At 63.4% G+C, this 17,109-nt stretch carries 13 protein-coding genes and 1 pseudogene; 13 read left to right on the top strand and 1 reads right to left on the bottom strand.

Annotated elements, in window-relative coordinates; genetic code table 11:
• The first annotated feature begins 76 nt into the window (after positions 1-76).
• Together rpsO and LKE50_07085 are read left to right on the top strand one after the other, a co-directional pair.
• On the top strand, positions 77-355 hold the full coding sequence (gene rpsO, locus LKE50_07090) for a 30S ribosomal protein S15 (protein MCH3968362.1): 279 nt from the start codon (positions 77-79) through the stop codon (positions 353-355).
• A gap of 171 nt (positions 356-526) precedes the next feature.
• Positions 527-2,788 (top strand): polyribonucleotide nucleotidyltransferase, encoded by a 2,262-nt coding sequence (locus LKE50_07085; GenBank protein MCH3968361.1) that lies wholly within the window; start codon positions 527-529, stop codon positions 2,786-2,788.
• A gap of 61 nt (positions 2,789-2,849) precedes the next feature.
• On the opposite strand, the pseudogene LKE50_07080 reads toward LKE50_07085, so the two are convergent.
• Positions 2,850-3,140 (bottom strand): annotated as a pseudogene (locus LKE50_07080) (peptide chain release factor-like protein).
• 186 nt (positions 3,141-3,326) lie between these two features.
• Between LKE50_07080 and LKE50_07075 the strand changes: the two are divergent.
• The 11 genes from LKE50_07075 (at position 3,327) to LKE50_07025 (ending at position 17,087) form a co-directional block, all read left to right on the top strand.
• On the top strand, positions 3,327-4,991 hold the full coding sequence (locus LKE50_07075) for a ribonuclease J (GenBank protein MCH3968360.1): 1,665 nt from the start codon (positions 3,327-3,329) through the stop codon (positions 4,989-4,991).
• The gene (locus LKE50_07070) at positions 4,992-7,532 is read left to right on the top strand and encodes a DNA translocase FtsK (protein ID MCH3968359.1); all 2,541 of its coding nucleotides are present in this window, start codon (positions 4,992-4,994) and stop codon (positions 7,530-7,532) included.
• Between the two features lie 79 nt (positions 7,533-7,611).
• Positions 7,612-9,111: a helix-turn-helix domain-containing protein gene (locus LKE50_07065; protein MCH3968358.1), complete on the top strand. Its 1,500-nt coding sequence runs from the start codon at positions 7,612-7,614 to the stop codon at positions 9,109-9,111.
• Positions 9,112-9,152: 41 nt separating this feature from the next.
• Entirely contained in the window at positions 9,153-9,650 is a 498-nt protein-coding gene (locus LKE50_07060) for a YajQ family cyclic di-GMP-binding protein (GenBank protein MCH3968357.1), read from the top strand.
• A gap of 4 nt (positions 9,651-9,654) precedes the next feature.
• Positions 9,655-11,004 (top strand): 30S ribosomal protein S12 methylthiotransferase RimO, encoded by a 1,350-nt coding sequence (rimO, locus tag LKE50_07055; protein MCH3968356.1) that lies wholly within the window; start codon positions 9,655-9,657, stop codon positions 11,002-11,004.
• The gene (gene pgsA / locus LKE50_07050) at positions 11,001-11,606 is read left to right on the top strand and encodes a CDP-diacylglycerol--glycerol-3-phosphate 3-phosphatidyltransferase (GenBank protein MCH3968355.1); all 606 of its coding nucleotides are present in this window, start codon (positions 11,001-11,003) and stop codon (positions 11,604-11,606) included. The genes rimO and pgsA overlap by 4 nt, the downstream gene beginning before the upstream one ends.
• Positions 11,596-12,105: a CinA family protein gene (locus tag LKE50_07045; GenBank protein MCH3968354.1), complete on the top strand. Its 510-nt coding sequence runs from the start codon at positions 11,596-11,598 to the stop codon at positions 12,103-12,105. The genes pgsA and LKE50_07045 overlap by 11 nt, the downstream gene beginning before the upstream one ends.
• A 195-nt stretch (positions 12,106-12,300) precedes the next feature.
• Complete coding sequence (gene recA, locus LKE50_07040) at positions 12,301-13,419, top strand: recombinase RecA (GenBank protein MCH3968353.1); 1,119 nt, start codon at positions 12,301-12,303, stop codon at positions 13,417-13,419.
• Positions 13,420-13,425: 6 nt separating this feature from the next.
• Positions 13,426-14,133: a recombination regulator RecX gene (locus tag LKE50_07035; protein ID MCH3968352.1), complete on the top strand. Its 708-nt coding sequence runs from the start codon at positions 13,426-13,428 to the stop codon at positions 14,131-14,133.
• Positions 14,134-14,408: 275 nt separating this feature from the next.
• Complete coding sequence (gene rny, locus LKE50_07030; protein ID MCH3968351.1) at positions 14,409-15,968, top strand: ribonuclease Y; 1,560 nt, start codon at positions 14,409-14,411, stop codon at positions 15,966-15,968.
• A 6-nt stretch (positions 15,969-15,974) separates the two neighbouring features.
• Positions 15,975-17,087, top strand: a complete 1,113-nt coding sequence (locus LKE50_07025; GenBank protein ID MCH3968350.1) for an ATP-binding protein — start codon at positions 15,975-15,977, stop codon at positions 17,085-17,087.
• Positions 17,088-17,109 lie beyond the last annotated feature (22 nt).

Raw genomic sequence — 17,109 nt, 5'->3', positions numbered from 1 at the left:
CCCCGTACCTGGTCGCACGTCACACACCGACGGCGCACCCAGTCCGGGGCGAATCCATGAGGAAAGGTGTCATAGCATGACCGTTACCAAGGAGCGCAAGGCCGAGCTCATCAAGCAGTTCGGCAAGAACGAGCAGGACTCCGGCTCTGCATCCGTGCAGGTCGCCCTTCTCACCGAGCGCATTCGCGAGCTCACCGAGCACATGAAGAGCCACAAGAAGGACTACCACACCCGTCGTGGACTCCTCATGCTCGTCGGCAAGCGTCGCCGTCTTCTGGGCTACATCAAGAAGAACGACATCGAGGAGTACCGCAGCCTCATCGCGGAACTCAAGATTCGCGACAACATCCAGTAGGTAGGACCGGTGAGGGCGCCTGCGGGCGCCCTCTTCAGATAGACGTGCGCCCACGGTGGGATGCACGTCGGGGCAGCGCGACGCGTCGCGCCGAACAGATACGTCCCCGTGCACAGGGGAGGCCCCACGAGGCCCGTCTGCAATGTGGCAGGCGGAGATAAGAGGAACAACATGACCAAGGTTACCCACGAGTTCGACCTCTACGGCAAGCACTATGTCCTCGAGGCCGGCGAGCTCGCCGAGCAGGCCACGGGCGCCGTGCTCGTCAAGCAGGGCGACTCCACGGTGCTCGTCACCGTCGTCGTCTCCGATGAGCGCAAGGACTACGACTTCTTCCCGCTCACGGTCGACTTCATCGAGAAGATGTACGCCGTCGGCCGTATCCCGGGAGGCTACCTTAAGCGCGAGGCACGTCCCTCGGAGAAGGCCACCCTCACGGCACGGATGATCGACCGTCCGCTGCGCCCGAGCTTCCCCGATGGGTTCCGTAACGAGGTCCAGGTCGTCGCGACCTCGCTCGTCGCCGACCAGGTGAACCCCGTCGACATGATGTGCATCATGGGTGCCAGCTCGGCACTGACCGTCGGTGGAGTCCCCTACGAAGGTCCTCTCGCTGGCGTGCGCATCGGCCGTAACCCCGAGACCGGCGAGTACATCGTGAACCCGACGTACGAGGAGCGCGATGCCTCCGACCTCGACCTCGAGCTTGCCGGCACCTCAACGTTCATCTCGATGCTCGAGGCCTCGGCTCAGGAGATCTCCGAGGAGGACATGCTCGCTGCCATGGCCTTCGGCCAGGAGGCCATCGGCGCCTTCTGTGAGGAGGAGAAGAAGTTCTTCGCCAAGTGGGTCGAGGCCAACGGCCAGATCGAGCAGCGTAGCTACGTCCTCGACGAGCCGATTCCCTATGTCCACGACAAGGTCATCGCTCACATGGACGAGATGAGCGCCGCTCTCAAGGACGCAGACAAGCTCAGCCGCATCGGCAAGGTTGAGGCTCTCAAGGCCTCGATCAAGGACGAGTTCACGCCCGAGGAGCAGCTCCAGTACTCGCGTGCCATCCCCGTCGAGCTCAAGGGCCTCGAGAAGCACGCGATGCGCCGCATGGTCGTCGAGACCGGCGAGCGCGTCGACGGCCGCGTGGCTGACGAGATCCGTCCGATCACGGTGACCCCCGACTACCTGCCCCTGGTCCATGGTTCCGGCCTCTTCCAGCGCGGCCAGACCCAGGTCCTCTCCGTCGCAACGCTCGGCATGCTGAACGAGTGGCAGCGCCTTGACACCATCGAGCCCGTCGACGGCAAGCGCTACATCCACCATTACAACTTCCCGCCCTATTGCACCGGTCAGACCGGTCGCATGGGAAGCCCCAAGCGCCGCGAGATCGGGCACGGCAACCTTGCCGAGCGCGCACTGCTCCCGGTGATCCCGTCGGAGGACGAGTTCCCCTACACCATCCGCGTCGTCTCCGAGGTCATGAGCTCCAACGGCTCGAGCTCGATGGCTTCCACCTGCGGTAGCACCCTTGCCCTCATGGACGCCGGCGTGCCCATCAAGCGTCCGGTCTCCGGCATCGCCATGGGCCTCATCCAGGAGGAGGGCAAGACCGTCGTCCTGTCCGACATCCAGGGCCTCGAGGACTTCCTCGGTGACATGGACTTCAAGGTCACCGGTACCGAGCGTGGCATCACCGCAATGCAGATGGACAACAAGGCCACGGGCCTCACGCCCGAGATTCTCACGCAGGCCATGAACCAGTCCCACGAGGGCCGTGCCTACATCCTCGGCAAGATGCTCGAGAAGATTCCAGAGCCGCGCAAGGCCCCCAAGGCCAACGCGCCCCAGATCATCACGCTCAACATCCCGACCGACAAGATCCGCGACGTCATCGGCAGCGGTGGCAAGGTCATCCGCGGCATCCAGGACGACACGGGTGCCACGATCGACATCCAGGAGGACGGTACCGTCTTCATCGCAGGCACCAATGGTGCGGGCGACGAGGCCGCGGCGCGCATCAAGGCAATCGTCAAGGTCCCCGAGGTCGGCGAGGAGTACACCGGTCGCGTGGTCGGCATCCAGCCCTTCGGAGCCTTCATCGAGCTGCTCCCGGGCAAGGACGGCCTTCTTCACATCTCGCGCGTGGCCAAGGGCCGCGTCGAGAAGGTCGAGGACGTCCTCAACATCGGCGACGAGGTCCACGTGCGCGTGCTCGAGGTCGACGAGAAGGGCAAGATCAGCCTGGACCGTATCGACAAGCCCGAGGCACCTGCCGGCTCCGGTCATTCGAATGGCGGCAGCCACGACCACCGCGGTGGTGACCACCGTGGGAATGACCGCAACCACTCGAACGGCAATGGTCACAGCCATGACCGTAGGCCCGGCGACAACGGCGGACGCTCCGAGCGCACACCCCGCCGTCATCACGAGAGCTAGGTCGTAGGGACGAACGTGTCCGCAGCGGCCCCGGTGACCATGCGGTTGCCGGGGCCGCTCTCTAGCCCTCGTCGTGCGGCTTGCGCCTCATCTGCTTGATGCGGCCGTCTCGATGCTTTGCGTCGAGACGTCGTTGGCGCGAGGCCTTGCTCGGCTTGGTCTTCGTGCGATGCTTGGCGGGCGTGCCCAAGACCCTGAGTCGTGCTCGGAGCTTCGCAAGCGCTCTCTTCCTGTTGAGCAGCTGACTCCTCTCCTCGCGAGAGGTGACCACGATTCCCGTGGGCCTGTGGACGAGGCGGACGGCGGAGTCGCTCGTGTTGACCCCCTGCCCCCCGGGGCCGGACGCGTGGAACGCCGAGAGGGCACACTGACTCGTGAGGACGTCGTCCGCAAGTGACGCATATCTGCGATACTCGGCCTTCGTGCAGGACATGGCTGGGCCTCCCATCGAGTACAATGATTTCAACTGTAGCTTCACCGTATACGACCTGAGGCGCGCTGCGCGTCAGGTGTTCTGATCGAAAGGATATCAGCCCTTATGGCAAAGAAGACACCAGCACTCAAGATCATCCCGCTGGGAGGACTTGACGGCATCGGCAAGAACATGACGGCCTTCGAGTACGGCAACGACATGGTACTCGTGGATGCCGGGCTCATGTTCCCTGACGATGACCAACCAGGCATCGACCTGGTGCTCCCTGACTATACCTACGTGCTCGAGCACGAGGAGAAGCTGAGGGGCATCATCATCACCCACGGCCACGAGGACCACACCGGGGCCCTCCCATACCTGCTCATGGACCTGCAGCATAAGGTCCCCATCTTCTCGAGCAAGCTCACCCTCGGACTCATCGAGGGCAAGCTTGCCGAGCACAACATCAAGCAGCCTAAGTTCCGTCCGGTGTCTGATGGCAGCCATGTCAACCTCGGCGCCTTCTCCATCGACTTCTTCTCGATGACGCACTCCATCCCTGCGGCGCTGGGCGTCCTCATCAAGACCCCTGAGGGGACGGTGCTCCACACGGGTGACTTCAAGCTTGACCAGACCCCCATCGACGGGGTCCGGTCCGACTATGCCGCCATCAACAAGTACGGCAAGCAAGGCATCGACCTGCTCATGTCGGACTCCACCAATGCGACGAAGCCCGGCTTCACGCCGAGCGAGGCGACCGTGGGCGCGGCCCTGCGCCATATCATCAAGAACGCACCAGGTCGCGTCTTCGTGGCATCCTTCTCGAGCCATATCCACCGCCTTCAGCAAGTCTGTGACGCGAGCACGGCCGTGGGCCGCAAGGTCGTGGTGACGGGACGTTCCATGCTCACCAACACCAAGATCGCCCGTGAGCTCGGGTACCTCAACATCTCCGAGAACGACATCGTCGACGCCTATGACGTCCATGACCTTCCCGATAACAAGATCGTCGTGCTCTGCACCGGTAGCCAGGGCGAGCCTCTCTCTGCTCTTGCCCGCATGGCCAACGGCGAGCATCGCTCGCTCACCATCACGGCAAGTGACACGGTCATCATCTCTGCCACGCCGGTGCCTGGTAACGAGAAGAGCGTCCAGGGCATCATCAACTCGCTCTCCAAGATCGGCTGCGACATCTACGACAAGTCCAACGCCGTCGTCCACGTCTCGGGCCATGGCTCCCAGGAGGAGCTCAAGCTCATGCTCGCCATGACGAGACCCTCCTACTTCATGCCGGTACACGGCGAGGCCGTCCACCTTCGCGCGCATGCGAAGCTCGCCTATAGCATGGGCATCCCCAAGGACCATGTCTTCATCTGCGACAACGGCGACACGCTCGAGATGCGCGGTGGCAAGGTGACCCTCGGGCAGCCCGTCGACTCCGGCATCGTCTATGTCGACGGCCTTAGAATCGGCGACACCGACCCCGTGGTGCTTCGCGACCGCCAGAAGCTCGCGACTGACGGCATCGTGACCTGCGTCGTCACGGTCTCCACGCGTAAGCACAAGGTGGACGAGGTCGACTTCACGAGCCGAGGCGTCTCGTTCGCCGACGACCAGTCCCTCATCGACGAGGCCGAGGCCGCCATCAGGAAGACCGTCGAGTCTGGTAGCTTCTCGTCCGCTGGCGGCACCGATGCGGTTCGCAAGGCCGTCCGCAACAGCCTCTCCAACTTCCTTTGGAACAAGACCCAGACGAGGCCCATGGTCATCCCGGTGGTGATGGAGGTCTAGATGCCCAAGAGTCGCACCCAAAACGCAGCAAAGAAGAAGAACGGCGCGCGCCAGTCGAGAACGGCGTCAAAGCCGAAGTCTGACGACCGTGTCGTAGGGGGCACCGCCCGCAATGACATTGCCGGGGTCACATGTGCCGTCCTGTCGGTGGCCATGGTCCTCTCGCTTGTCTCTCCGAGCTCGGCCTTGGTGACGCATGCCTGCTCGGTCGGACTCACCATGGGCTTCGGATCAGGTGCCTTGCTCGTGCCTATCGCGTTGTTCCTCTTCTCGCTCACGTTCTTCGTGCGTTCCGAGAAGCCCATCTCCGCCCGCGCGGCAGTCGGGCTCTCCATGGTCGTGCTCGCCGTCCTGGCACTCCTCTCGCTCAACGTGCCAGGTGTGGAGCTCATGCCTGACTCGCTCTTCCAGGAGTCCGTCCTTGCGGCCTCGGGCGGCTATGTCGGTGCAGGCATCGCCTGGGTGCTCGTGAGGCTCGTGGGCACGGTCGTGGGCGACGTGATACTGGCAGGACTCATCATCGCAGGCGTCATCGTCTGCGGATTCTCGATCTCCGACCTCGTCCTCAAGGTAAGGAGGTCTCTGAACTCCCATCGTGCCCAGCAGGTACGGGATGCCGAGGATGGGTCCGACACGATGCGGGACCGCAGGAGGTTCCCCTCGCTGCGCTCGCGCTCTCGTGTGCGTCCCACGGATGGAATTGATGAGGTGGAGCAGGTCCCACCCGTCGCCAATCCGGCTCAGGCGTCCCTGCTCGACGGTGACGGTAACGCCGTCACCACCTATATCGGGGCCCGTCAGACCAGCGTGCTGAAACGAGGCGCCTCAAGGAAGCCTGGCAAGTCAGGTAGGGCACGCAAGGCGGCGACCGAGGCGCCCAAGCCAGTGCCCGCGGTCGTACAGGAGGTGGCCGTCCCCGAGGACGATGGCCAGGATGCCACCCGTGGATCGGTTCCCGAGTTCCTCGAGTCAGGGGCCAAGCGTACGACCAAACGCGCACATCCTCGTGGGAAGAGGGGGGAGAAGGACATCAAGGCGGGCTCGCCCAAGGACCTCAAGCGTCCCGGCGACGCAAGCTCCGACCTCGAGCTCCCACCCTTGTCGATTCTCGACTCGAACCCCAACTCGGCAACGTCGGCATCCTCGCAGTCTGAGCTCCAGGCGGTCGCAAACCGGCTCCAGGGCACCCTCGAGGAGTTCGGCCTCGCGAGCAAGGTCGTCGGTTGGGTCGCTGGTCCTCGTGTCACCACGTTCAAGATCTCCATGGGCGAGGGCGAGCGGGTGAGCAAGATCACGAACCTCGAGGATGACATCGCCCTATCGCTCGCCTCCAAGAGCGTCCGCATATTCGCTCCCATTCCCGGGACCTCGCTCGTGGGCATCGAGATTCCGAACAAGGAGTCGCAGAGCGTCTGCCTCGGCGACGTGCTTCCTTATGCGCAGGGTGGACCGCTCGACGTCGCCTTCGGGCGCGACTCGGAGGGCAAGCCCATCGTCGTCGACCTCGCGACGCTTCCGCACCTCCTGGTGGCAGGTACCACGGGATCGGGCAAGTCGGTCATGCTGAACTCCATCATCATGTCAATTCTCATGAGGGCCACGCCTGACCAGGTGCGGCTCATCATGGTCGATCCCAAGCGCGTGGAGTTCACCGGCTATGCAGGGCTTCCTCACCTCTATGTGCCTGTGGTGACCGAGCCTCGCCAGGCTGCGAGCGCGCTCCAGTGGGGTGTCTCCGAGATGGAGCGCAGGCTCAAGGTCTTCGAGCACTATCGGGTACGTGACATAAAGACGTACAACCGGAACGTGAGCGGGGGCAAGTGGGATAGCATGGACAACCCGCCGAAGGCCATGCCCTACTTCGTCATCGTGATCGACGAGCTCGCTGACCTCATGATGGTGGCTGGGAAGGACGTCGAGGCCTCGATCGTGCGGATCGCCCAGCTCGGCCGGGCTGCTGGAATTCATCTCGTCGTCGCAACGCAGCGTCCCTCGGCTGACGTTGTCACGGGCCTCATCAAGGCCAACATCGACAATCGTGTGGCCCTTTCGGTCGACAATGGCATGAACTCGCGCATCATCCTCGACCAGACCGGCGCCGAACGCCTCCTGGGCAACGGAGACATGCTCGTGAAGCTCCGTGGCAAGCGCCCGCGCCGCGCCCAAGGGTGCTTCGTCTCCGACAGCGAGATCGAGCAGACGGTCGAGTTCATCAAGCAGCAGGTCACGCCGGAGTATCATGACGAGATCCTGTCGGCGGTGGTCCCAGGGAGGGCGGATACGTCCGATGAGGTCGCCTCGGACGACGACCCGCTCGTATGGGAGGCAGCGCAGATAGTTGTGGACTCTCAACTCGGTTCGACATCCGGACTGCAGCGTAGGCTGAAGGTGGGGTACGCTAGGGCAGGTAGAATCATGGACATGCTCGAGCAGAAGGGCGTCGTCGGTCCCCCCGACGGATCCAAGCCACGAGAGGTGCTTCTCGACGCGGCTGGACTCGAGGAGCTGAGGTCCGCCGAGACCGAGTTCCGGGAGGTGTAGGTTGTCTCGTCCGCGTTTTAGCCAGCTGCTGGTCACAAGGCGGCGGCAGCTTGGCCTCTCGCTTACCCAGGCCTCGAACGTGCTCAGGATCAAGGAGCAGGTCCTCCTGGCCTTCGAGGAGGGTGACTTCCAGAGCCTCCCCAAGAGCGGCTATGCACAGGGGATGCTCTCGTCATATGCTCGCTACCTCGGGCTGAACCCCCAACAGGTCATCGACCAGTTCTCTGAGGACCTATTTGAGTTCAATGCGGAGACCCCCGGTTCTGGATCCCCACGGAGGCGGACGACACACACCCCTGCCAACGAGCCGATCTATGAGCTTCCCAATACCGGCGCCTCGTCCGTGCGTACCGCTTCGAGCAGGTATCAGCCGGCCGTGAACGCATCGGACCCGGCCGGTTACCGGACGGTCACCTCACGCCCTGGCAGGGGGAGCCAGGGGGCTGGCTGGCGCGGTTCGGGAGACCAGGGCCATGGTGTCACGCCATCGTCGTCCTGGCAGCGTCCCTCATCGGACACGATGGCTGGGAGCACTCGTCGCCCATCGTCATCTCAGACGCCATCGACGCAAGGCTACCCCCAAGGCAGGCCCTATACCGGGCGGATGCCTCGGGACTCCTCTGCTCTGCCCACCGATGACGAGAGCGTCGAGGCGCGTCGTGCCGCCCGTCAGGCGAGGCGCGCCGCACGACAGGAGTCCTCTGCCCCCGTCCCCTCGCAGCCTGCCTCTGGTCGTACGAGGGCCGTGAACGGCGACATCACCACCCGCCGGGTGACGCCGAGCCAATATCGTGATGACCTTCGCTACGACGACACGGCACACCCCTATGAGGCGGCCTCCACCCAGGCGGGCAGGAGGTCCTCGCGCAACATCGTCACGCCCGAACGTCCCAACGTCCGGCGTCGTCAGCCGGACTCGTACCAGCGTCAGCTGCAGAGCAGGGGAGCGAGCTCCTCCCAGGCACCGCGTTCGGGAGTCGCTGGTGTTATCGAGGCCTACTTCTCGGACACCCGGCGGACGATCTTCACGATGTTCGCCGTCCTTGCCATAGCCCTCATGGTGATCATCGTGGTGTCCGTCCGTTCCTGCACCACGAGCACGACATCCACGGGCAAGCAGGTGAGTGTCGCCACCTCGTCAGCCTCCACCGCGTCCGCATCCACCGTCTCCGCGACCCAGCAGGCGGCCGAGCAGGCGGCACTCTCGGCTGCGGTCGCACGCTCTGCGACGACCGAGGCTGCCACCGAGACCGATGTCGTGGTGACGGTGGCCGATGGTCAGGTCACCTGGCTCGAGGTCCAATGTGACGGTGAGAGCAAGGTCGCGGAGACCATCACGGGACCCTGGTCCGCCTCATACGTGGTCACGAGTTCCATCACGATTCAAGTTGCCGACACCACGGCCGTGAGCGTCACGAACAACGGGACCGCTGTCCAGTTCGATTCCAAGACCTCGGGGCTCGGCAAGCTCACCATACAAGGCACTTCCCCTGCGACGACATCCGCGGCCACCACCTCTGATGCCACGACGGCACAGACCTCGGCCCAGACGACCTCGCAGACGAAGGCAACCTCATAGCAAGCAGCGCAATGCGGGCGACGCCCGCCGAGAGGAGCATCATGGCCAAGGACGCCAGTTTCGACATCGTCTCGGAGGTCGACCTCCAGGAGGTCGACAACGCTTACCAGCAGACCCTCAGAGAGCTCTCGCAGCGCTATGACCTCAAGGGGTCAGGAGCGACGGTGGACTTCTCGAAGGCTGACGGCACCTTCACGGTCGAGGCCCCATCGGAGTTCGTCGCCGGCCAGGTAGTCGATGTGCTCAACGGGCGGCTCGCCAAGCGCAAGGTCGACCTCAAGTCCCTGAGGTGGGATGTCGACCAGGCAGCATCGGGTGGGTCCTTGAGGCGTGCAGGCCACTTGGTCCAGGGCATCGATGCGGATGTCGCCAAGCGCATATCCAAGGACATCCGTGACCTGAAGCTCAAGGTGAAGGTCACCATCGAAGGAGACAAGCTCCGCGTGAGCTCCGCCTCTCGTGATGCCCTCCAAGAGGTCATCACCTTCCTCCGTTCCGCCGACTATGGGCAGCCGCTGAACTATGCAAACTATCGCTGAGGATATGCCGAGCGTCCTGTTCGTCACGCTCGGCTGTGCAAAGAACGAGGTAGATACCGACCGAATGAGGGCGCTCCTCTTGAGGGGCGGCTTCAGGGAGGTCGAGGAGGTCGAGGACGCCTCCCTCGTCATAATCAACACCTGCTCATTCCTCGCCAGCGCCACGGAAGAGAGCATCGAGTGCACCCTCGAGCTCGCCGAGGGCGTCAGGGAAGGGGTGCGTTCGTGCCCCATCGTCATGTGCGGGTGCGTTCCCTCCCGGTATGGGTCTGACCTGCCGAACGAGCTCCCGGAGGTCTCAGCCTTCGTCCGCACCGACGAGGAGGACGATATCGTCTCCGTGTGCAGGCGCGTCCTCGGACTGCCCGAGCAGGAGGCAAAGCCTCTTGCCTCCGTTGACGACCTGGCCGGTGAGTCACTCCGAACCATATGCGGCACGAGTGCCTACGTGAAGATCTCCGATGGATGCGACCGGTTCTGCGCCTTCTGCGCAATTCCCTACATTCGCGGGCGGTATCACTCGCGTCCCTATGCCGAGATCGCCCAAGAGGTCTCCTCGCTCATGGAGGGTGGAACGCGCGAGGTCGTGCTCATCGGTCAGGACACCGGTGTGTGGGGGTGTGACCTTTCCGAAGGCGATTCGCTCGCCTCGCTGCTCAGGCGCCTCGCGACGCTCGTCGCGCCCTATGGCGGCTGGCTACGCGTGCTCTACCTGCAGCCCGAGGGAATGACGGACGAGCTGGTCTCGGTCATACGTGACGTTCCCGAGGTGCTGCCCTATATAGACATCCCCATACAGCATTGCTCCGAGAGGATCCTCACTCGCATGAACCGCTCGGGCTCCTCCGAGGAGTACGGACGCCTCTTCGAGCGTCTCAGGAGCGAGATCCCCGGCATGGTCCTGAGAACGACGGCGCTCGTCGGGTTCCCCGGCGAGACGGACGACGAGGTCGACGAGCTCGTCGGGTTCCTCGAGCACGAGCGGGTCGACTACTGCTCGGTGTTCTCGTACTCCCCCGAGGAGGGTACGGTCGCCAGCAGGATGGAGGACCAGATTCCAGACGATGTGAAGCTCGAGCGTACCCAGCGCCTCATCGACACGGCCGAGCAGCTCGGGTTCGATGCTACGGCGAGGCATGTCGGTGAGACCTGCGAGGTCATCATCGACGGTGTCGAGTCGACCGATACGGGCGATGAGCTCATAGGACACACCTGGTTCCAGGCTCCCGACTCCGACGGGGCGGTCCATATCGTCGAGGGGAGCGTCTCGGTCGGTGACGTCGTCACCTGCAGGCTCACGGACTCCTTCTGCTACGAGCTCGAGGGCGAGCTCGTTGGTGGGGACCATCGATGAGCAGACGCTCCATCTGGACGCCTGCGAACGTCGTCACGTGCGTGCGTGTCGTCGCAACTTTCGGTTGGCTTGCCTTGGCTGAGGCCGCGCCTCTTCCTGATGGCACCTCCATCTCGGCATGGGGCCTTGCCGTGGCCTTCGCCTTCGGCATCATCGCCCTTACCGACAAGCTTGACGGCTACCTTGCCCGCAGTAGGGGAGAGGTGACGGTGTTCGGGAAGTTCCTCGACCCCATAGCTGACAAGCTCGTGGTCATCTGCGCCCTGCTTGTCCTCGTACAGTGGGACCTCACGAGCGTGTGGGTGCCTTTCATCATCGTGACGCGGGAGTTCCTTGTCTCCGGTCTGAGGATGGTCCTCTCGGCCGACGGCACCGTCGTGGCCGCAAGCGGCCTCGGCAAGTGGAAGACGGCCACGACCATGGGGGCCATCGCAGGTTTGCTCGTGGCCAGGGCCTGTCCGGCGGGCGCATGTGCGGATGCCCTCTTCCTCGTCTCGAATTTCGTGATGGCCGCTGCCGTCGTCCTGACGGTGGTCTCTGGCATCGACTACTTCATGAAGGGCAAGGACGTCCTGTTCGGGGGGGCTCGTGATGAGGATTGACGACGAGGTCATGAGAGATGCCGAGGCGCTCGTCCACGAGGCACGAGCAGCCGGTCGCACGCTCGGGACGGCCGAGTCGTGCACGGGCGGCCTCGTCTCTGCGACCATCACGGACATACCTGGGTCCTCCGAGGTCATGATGGGCGGCATCACGAGCTATGCGTGCTCCGTCAAGGAGTCGGTCCTTGGTGTCCCGCCCCTGGTGATCGATGGAGTGGGGCCAGTCTCGTCCGAGTGTGCGTGTGCCATGGCCGAAGGTGCCCGAGCCGTGCTCGCCTGCGACGTCTCAGTGAGCGTCACGGGTATCGCTGGACCTGGTGGTGCCGAGGAGGGCAAGCCGGTCGGCACGGTTTGGATAGGTCGCTCGACTGCAGCGTCCACCTCAGCTCGTCTGCACACGTTCACTGGGGATCGCGATGAGGTACGTGCCCAGGCGGTTCGTGTCGCGTTGGCCGAGCTTCATGAGGGTCTCATGGAGTGTGGTGGCACCCTCGCCTGAGGTCTCGGTCGGTCGAGGGGGTCCATCGGTGACAGCTCCGAGCGTAAGGACTCGAGACCCTCGTGGTTGACCGTTCGTGTCAGAATTCTGACAGTCGGAACCGAATCCTTGTCAGTTTTCGCTGGTACCCTCGACCTGTGTCCGTTGACTACGAACGAATGTTCGGTTATAGTGCATACGACGAGAGGGGATGCCATGTCCAAGAGCAAGGACGTCACCAAAGAGGTCCATGGGCCGAGCACCGGCGCAGAGCGCGATCGAATGATCGAATCGACCACCGCTGAGATCGAGAAGAGGTTCGGCAAGGGTGCCATCATGAAGTATGGGGACGATGGTCCCGACCTCGAGATCGAGGCCATTCCCACAGGATCGGTGGCCCTTGATGCGGCTCTCGGCATAGGCGGCGTCCCGCGCGGGCGTATCGTCGAGATCTACGGTCCCGAGTCCTCCGGCAAGACCACGCTCTCGCTCGAGATCCTGGCAGAGGCCCAGGCGATGGGCGGCGTCGTCGCGTTCATAGACGCCGAGCATGCCCTCGACCCCGGGTATGCCGCTCGGCTCGGTGTAGACATCGACGAGGTCCTCATATCACAGCCTGACACCGGTGAGCAGGCCCTCGAGATCTGTGACATGCTCGTCCGGTCCGGAGCCATCGACGTCGTTGTCGTCGACTCCGTGGCGGCCCTCGTGCCGCGCGCGGAGATCGAGGGAGAGATCGGTGACACCACGGTCGGACTCCAGGCCCGTCTCATGAGCCAGGCGCTCCGCAAGCTCGCTGGCTCGCTTGCCAAGTCGAACACCACCTGCATCTTCATCAACCAGCTCCGTGAGAAGATCGGCGTCATGTTCGGCAACCCCGAGACCACGCCCGGTGGCCGTGCCCTGAAGTTCTTCTCCTCCGTCCGCATGGACATCAGGCGGATCGACTCCATCAAGGTCAATGGCGAGGTGGTCGGCAACCGCGTCCGGGTGAAGGTCGTCAAGAACAAGGTCGCTCCTCCCTTCAAGCAGGCCGAATTCGACATCATGTATGGCACAGGCATCTCGAAGGAGGGGTCCATCCTCGACATGGCGGCTGACGAGGATATCGTCAACAAGTCTGGGGCCTGGTATACCTATGAGGGAGAACGCCTTGGCCAGGGACGCGAGGCTGCCAAGGACTTCCTCCGGTCCAACCCAGACCTCTCCTCTGAGATCGAGCATAAGGTCCGCGTGGCCTGCGGACTGGACCTTGAGGACGATCGCGTGGGGGCGCCAGTCACGGATGCTGAAGACCCCGCCGCCAACAAGGCTCCCGAAGCGAAGAAGGAATAGCCTTCCATGGACCACCACACCGAGCAGTCGGCCTCGCAGGGCTTCGCGTGGAACGTGGAGCTCCCATCGCAGACCAGCTCGTCTCTAGGTGGGAGGAGGCCGCGCGCCAAGGTCCTCATCGGACCGTCCCAGTCTCCTGAGGTGATGTTGGTACCCTTGGCTGTAGGGAAGGCATTGACCAAGGCGTCCGATGCTTGTTGCGACCCTCCCGGATACTCGTCTCGGGCCGAGCTCTTGTACGCCGTGCGCTCCATCGAGGGACGTTGTGCGGTGTCACGGCTCTCGGGCCTCGTGGACCGGCGTGACTACTCTGTCCACGAGGCCCGTACGAAGCTCCACGACGACGGATATCTCCCGTCGGTCATAGACGAGGTCATCGACCGTGCGAAGAAGGGTAGGGTCCTCGACGATGACCGGTTCGCCGATGTCTTCATACGGACCAAGGTCCAGGCCGGCTGGGGTTCCTATCGTATCGAGCGCGAACTTGCACGGAAGGGCATCGAGGCCTCAGCGGTCCCCGGATGGCCTGATGACTACCTTGATCCCGACGGCGAGGCCGACCGCGCCTATGACCTCATCGCATCCAGGTCGCTCTCTGGTGCTCACCCCTATGAGAAGCTCGTGCGATTCTTGAGCGCCCGAGGCTTCTCGCTGTCCGTCTCGAAGGATGCGGCACGTCGCGTGCTCGAGGACCGTGGCCTCTGGCGCTCGTAGGGCGACGCGACGCCGATTCTATGGAGATACCGTCGGCGCAGCCCCGGTCGTCACTTCAACTGTAAACCCGTTTGACACGTTTCAGTCGCCCCCATATGATTGATGGGTCATTCGAGTTTCCTCTCGTCTTCTGTCTTGGCAGCTTGACGTTTCCCTTGTTTCTGCACGCCCGTCTAGCTCTTGTTTCCACATAGACTCGAGAAGCCACTCGTATGGCGGACTCCACCTTAGCCGGTGGTCTCCTCACACTTGCATACCTTTACCTAGGAGTGGCCATGGATGTCATCAGTATCGTCATAGGGATCGTGTGCCTTGTCGTCGGCGCAGCCGTCGCAATGGTCGTGTTCAACGGAAAGAACTCGTCGCGGGTGCAGGCCGCCAACAAGGAGGTGGACGACGCCAAGTCGAAGGCGGAGTCCATCCGTTCCTCTGCCGAGCGCGATGCGGAGACCTCCAAGAAGGAGGCGCTCATCGCGGCCAAGGAGGAAGCCCTCAAGATCAAGCAGAGCTCTGAGGCTGATGGCAAGCAGCGCAAGGCCGAGATCCATGACCTCGAGAAGCGCGTCATGCAGCGCGAGGAGTCCCTCGACCGCCGTAACGACGCCCTCGACAAGCGAGAGCACCAGCTGTCCAGCCAGCAGGGCCAGCTCGACAAGCAGAAGTCCGATCTCGACGACATGGTTGCCAGCCAGAAGACCGAGCTTGAGCGCATCTCGTCGCTTACCGAGGAAGAGGCCCATACCGAGCTCCTCGATCGCGTGAAGGCCGACTCCGTACGCGAGGAGGCGCAGATACTGCGTGACTCCGAGCAGCACGTCCGCGCCGAGGCCAACAAGACCGCCCAGGAGATCGTTGCCACGGCCATCCAGCGCTGTGCGGCAGATCGAGCCGGCGAGGTGACGGTCACCTCCGTGCATATCCCGTCTGATGACCTGAAGGGTCGCATCATCGGTCGCGAGGGCCGCAACATCCGTACGTTCGAGCAGGTCTCCGGTGTCTCGCTCGTGGTTGATGACACGCCTGAGACCGTCGTGCTTTCGAGCTTCAATCCTGTCCGCCGCGAGACCGCTCGGGTGGCGCTCGAGAACCTCATCGCAGACGGACGTATCCATCCTGCCCGCATCGAGGAGATGTACAAGAAGGCAGAGGAGCTCGTGAACCAACGCGTCGAGGAGGCTGGCGAGCAGGCAGCCTATGATGCCGGAATCCATGACCTGCACCCTGAGCTCATCAAGACCCTCGGTGCCCTCAAGTACCGCACCTCCTTCGGACAGAACGTCCTACAGCATTCCAAGGAGGTCTCCATCCTCTGTGGCGTCATGGCTTCCGAGATTGGCTATGACGAGGTCATCGCCAAGAGGGCCGGCCTGCTTCACGACCTCGGCAAGGCAATCGACCATGAGGTCGAGGGCCCCCATGCGGTCATCGGAGCCGACCTGGCACGTCGTTATGGCGAGAAGCCTGAGATCGTCCACGCTATCGAGGCCCATCACGCCGACGTCGACCCCAATACCGTGCTCGACGTCCTCGTGCAGGCTGCGGATGCCATCTCTGCCTCACGCCCTGGTGCGCGTCGCGAGTCTGCCGAGACCTATATCAAGCGCCTCGAGAAGCTCGAGGAGATCTCAAACGCCCATGCTGGTGTCGAGCGTACCTATGCCATGCAGGCCGGTCGCGAGCTTCACGTCATGGTGCAGCCCGAGAAGATCTCGGACGCCGAGGCCACGGTGCTCGCGCATGACATCGCCCACGAGATCGAGGACGGCATGGAGTATCCCGGTCAGGTGCGCGTCGTCGTCATCCGCGAGTCGCGTGCTGTCGACGTTGCCAAGTAGGACGGCATGACGCAAACGTCCCATATCGATGCCTCACATGACGAACCCGCCCAGGATGACCTGGTCGGGTTCGTCGCTTCGGTCTCTGGGGGCTCGCAGCTCAAGGTCGAGGAGAACCTCGGTGAGGGATTCGTTCGACTTCGTGTCGGGGAGGCCGAGCGCAGGCAGGCAAAGCACGACATCCAGTCTGTCGAGGACGCTGTCGTCGAGATGTTGCGCAACGCCCGTGATGCCGGGGCCCACCACATCTATGTGGCGACGGGACGTGAGGGTGATGCCCGTTACCTCACGATGATCGATGATGGTGTGGGCATCCCGGATGACATGCAGGACCGCATCTTCGACGCACGCGTGACCTCGAAGCTCGAGTCAGTCCATATGGATCGCTGGGGCGTCCATGGCAGAGGCATGGCGCTCTTCTCCATCAGCGAGAACGTCTCTTCGGCACGGGTCGTCACCTCGGCTCCTGGGTTGGGTAGCTCTCTTCGCGTCGACGTCGACTGCTCGCGCCTGTCCGAGCGTGCCGACCAGTCCACCTGGCCACATGTCGGTGTGGACGACGATGGGGTCGCCGGCGTCTCGCGTGGGCCTCACAACATCATCCGCGCCTGCTGCGAGTTCGCCCTCGAGGAGCGTTCGGCCTGCGAGGTGTATCTGGGAAGCGCTTCCGAGATCCTCTCTACGCTCCGTGCGCACGGCGATGGGTCCACACCTTCCTGCGACCTACTCTTCGTCGATGACGTCGCCACGATTCCGGTCGTCTCGCGGCCGTCGGTTGCCGCCGATGCCGACGAGCTCATGCGCATCGCCTCTGGAATAGGCCTTGACCTCTCGGAACGCACGGCGCATCGGATACTCTCCGGTCAGATCAAGCCCACCCGCTCGGTCCTGGCACGTCTGCAACATGTCTCGGGAGGCCAAGCTCATGAGGTCGACCTCACCAAGGACTGCCGGGGCCTTCACATATCCGACCAGGACGCGCAGGGATTCTCAAGGCTCCTCGAGCGAGACTTCTCTTACCTTGCTGATAGGTACTACCTGCAGCTCTCTGGAGAACCCCATATCCGGGTGACAGGAAGCCGTGTCACCGTCACCTTCGACGTCGACAAGCGGGATTGACCGTTCGCCTCCTTGCATTCCC

The organism is Atopobiaceae bacterium (assembly GCA_022483015.1).
Classification (GTDB): Bacteria; Actinomycetota; Coriobacteriia; order Coriobacteriales; family Atopobiaceae; genus JALCUE01.
This window is presented reverse-complemented; position numbering and strand designations above follow the sequence as displayed.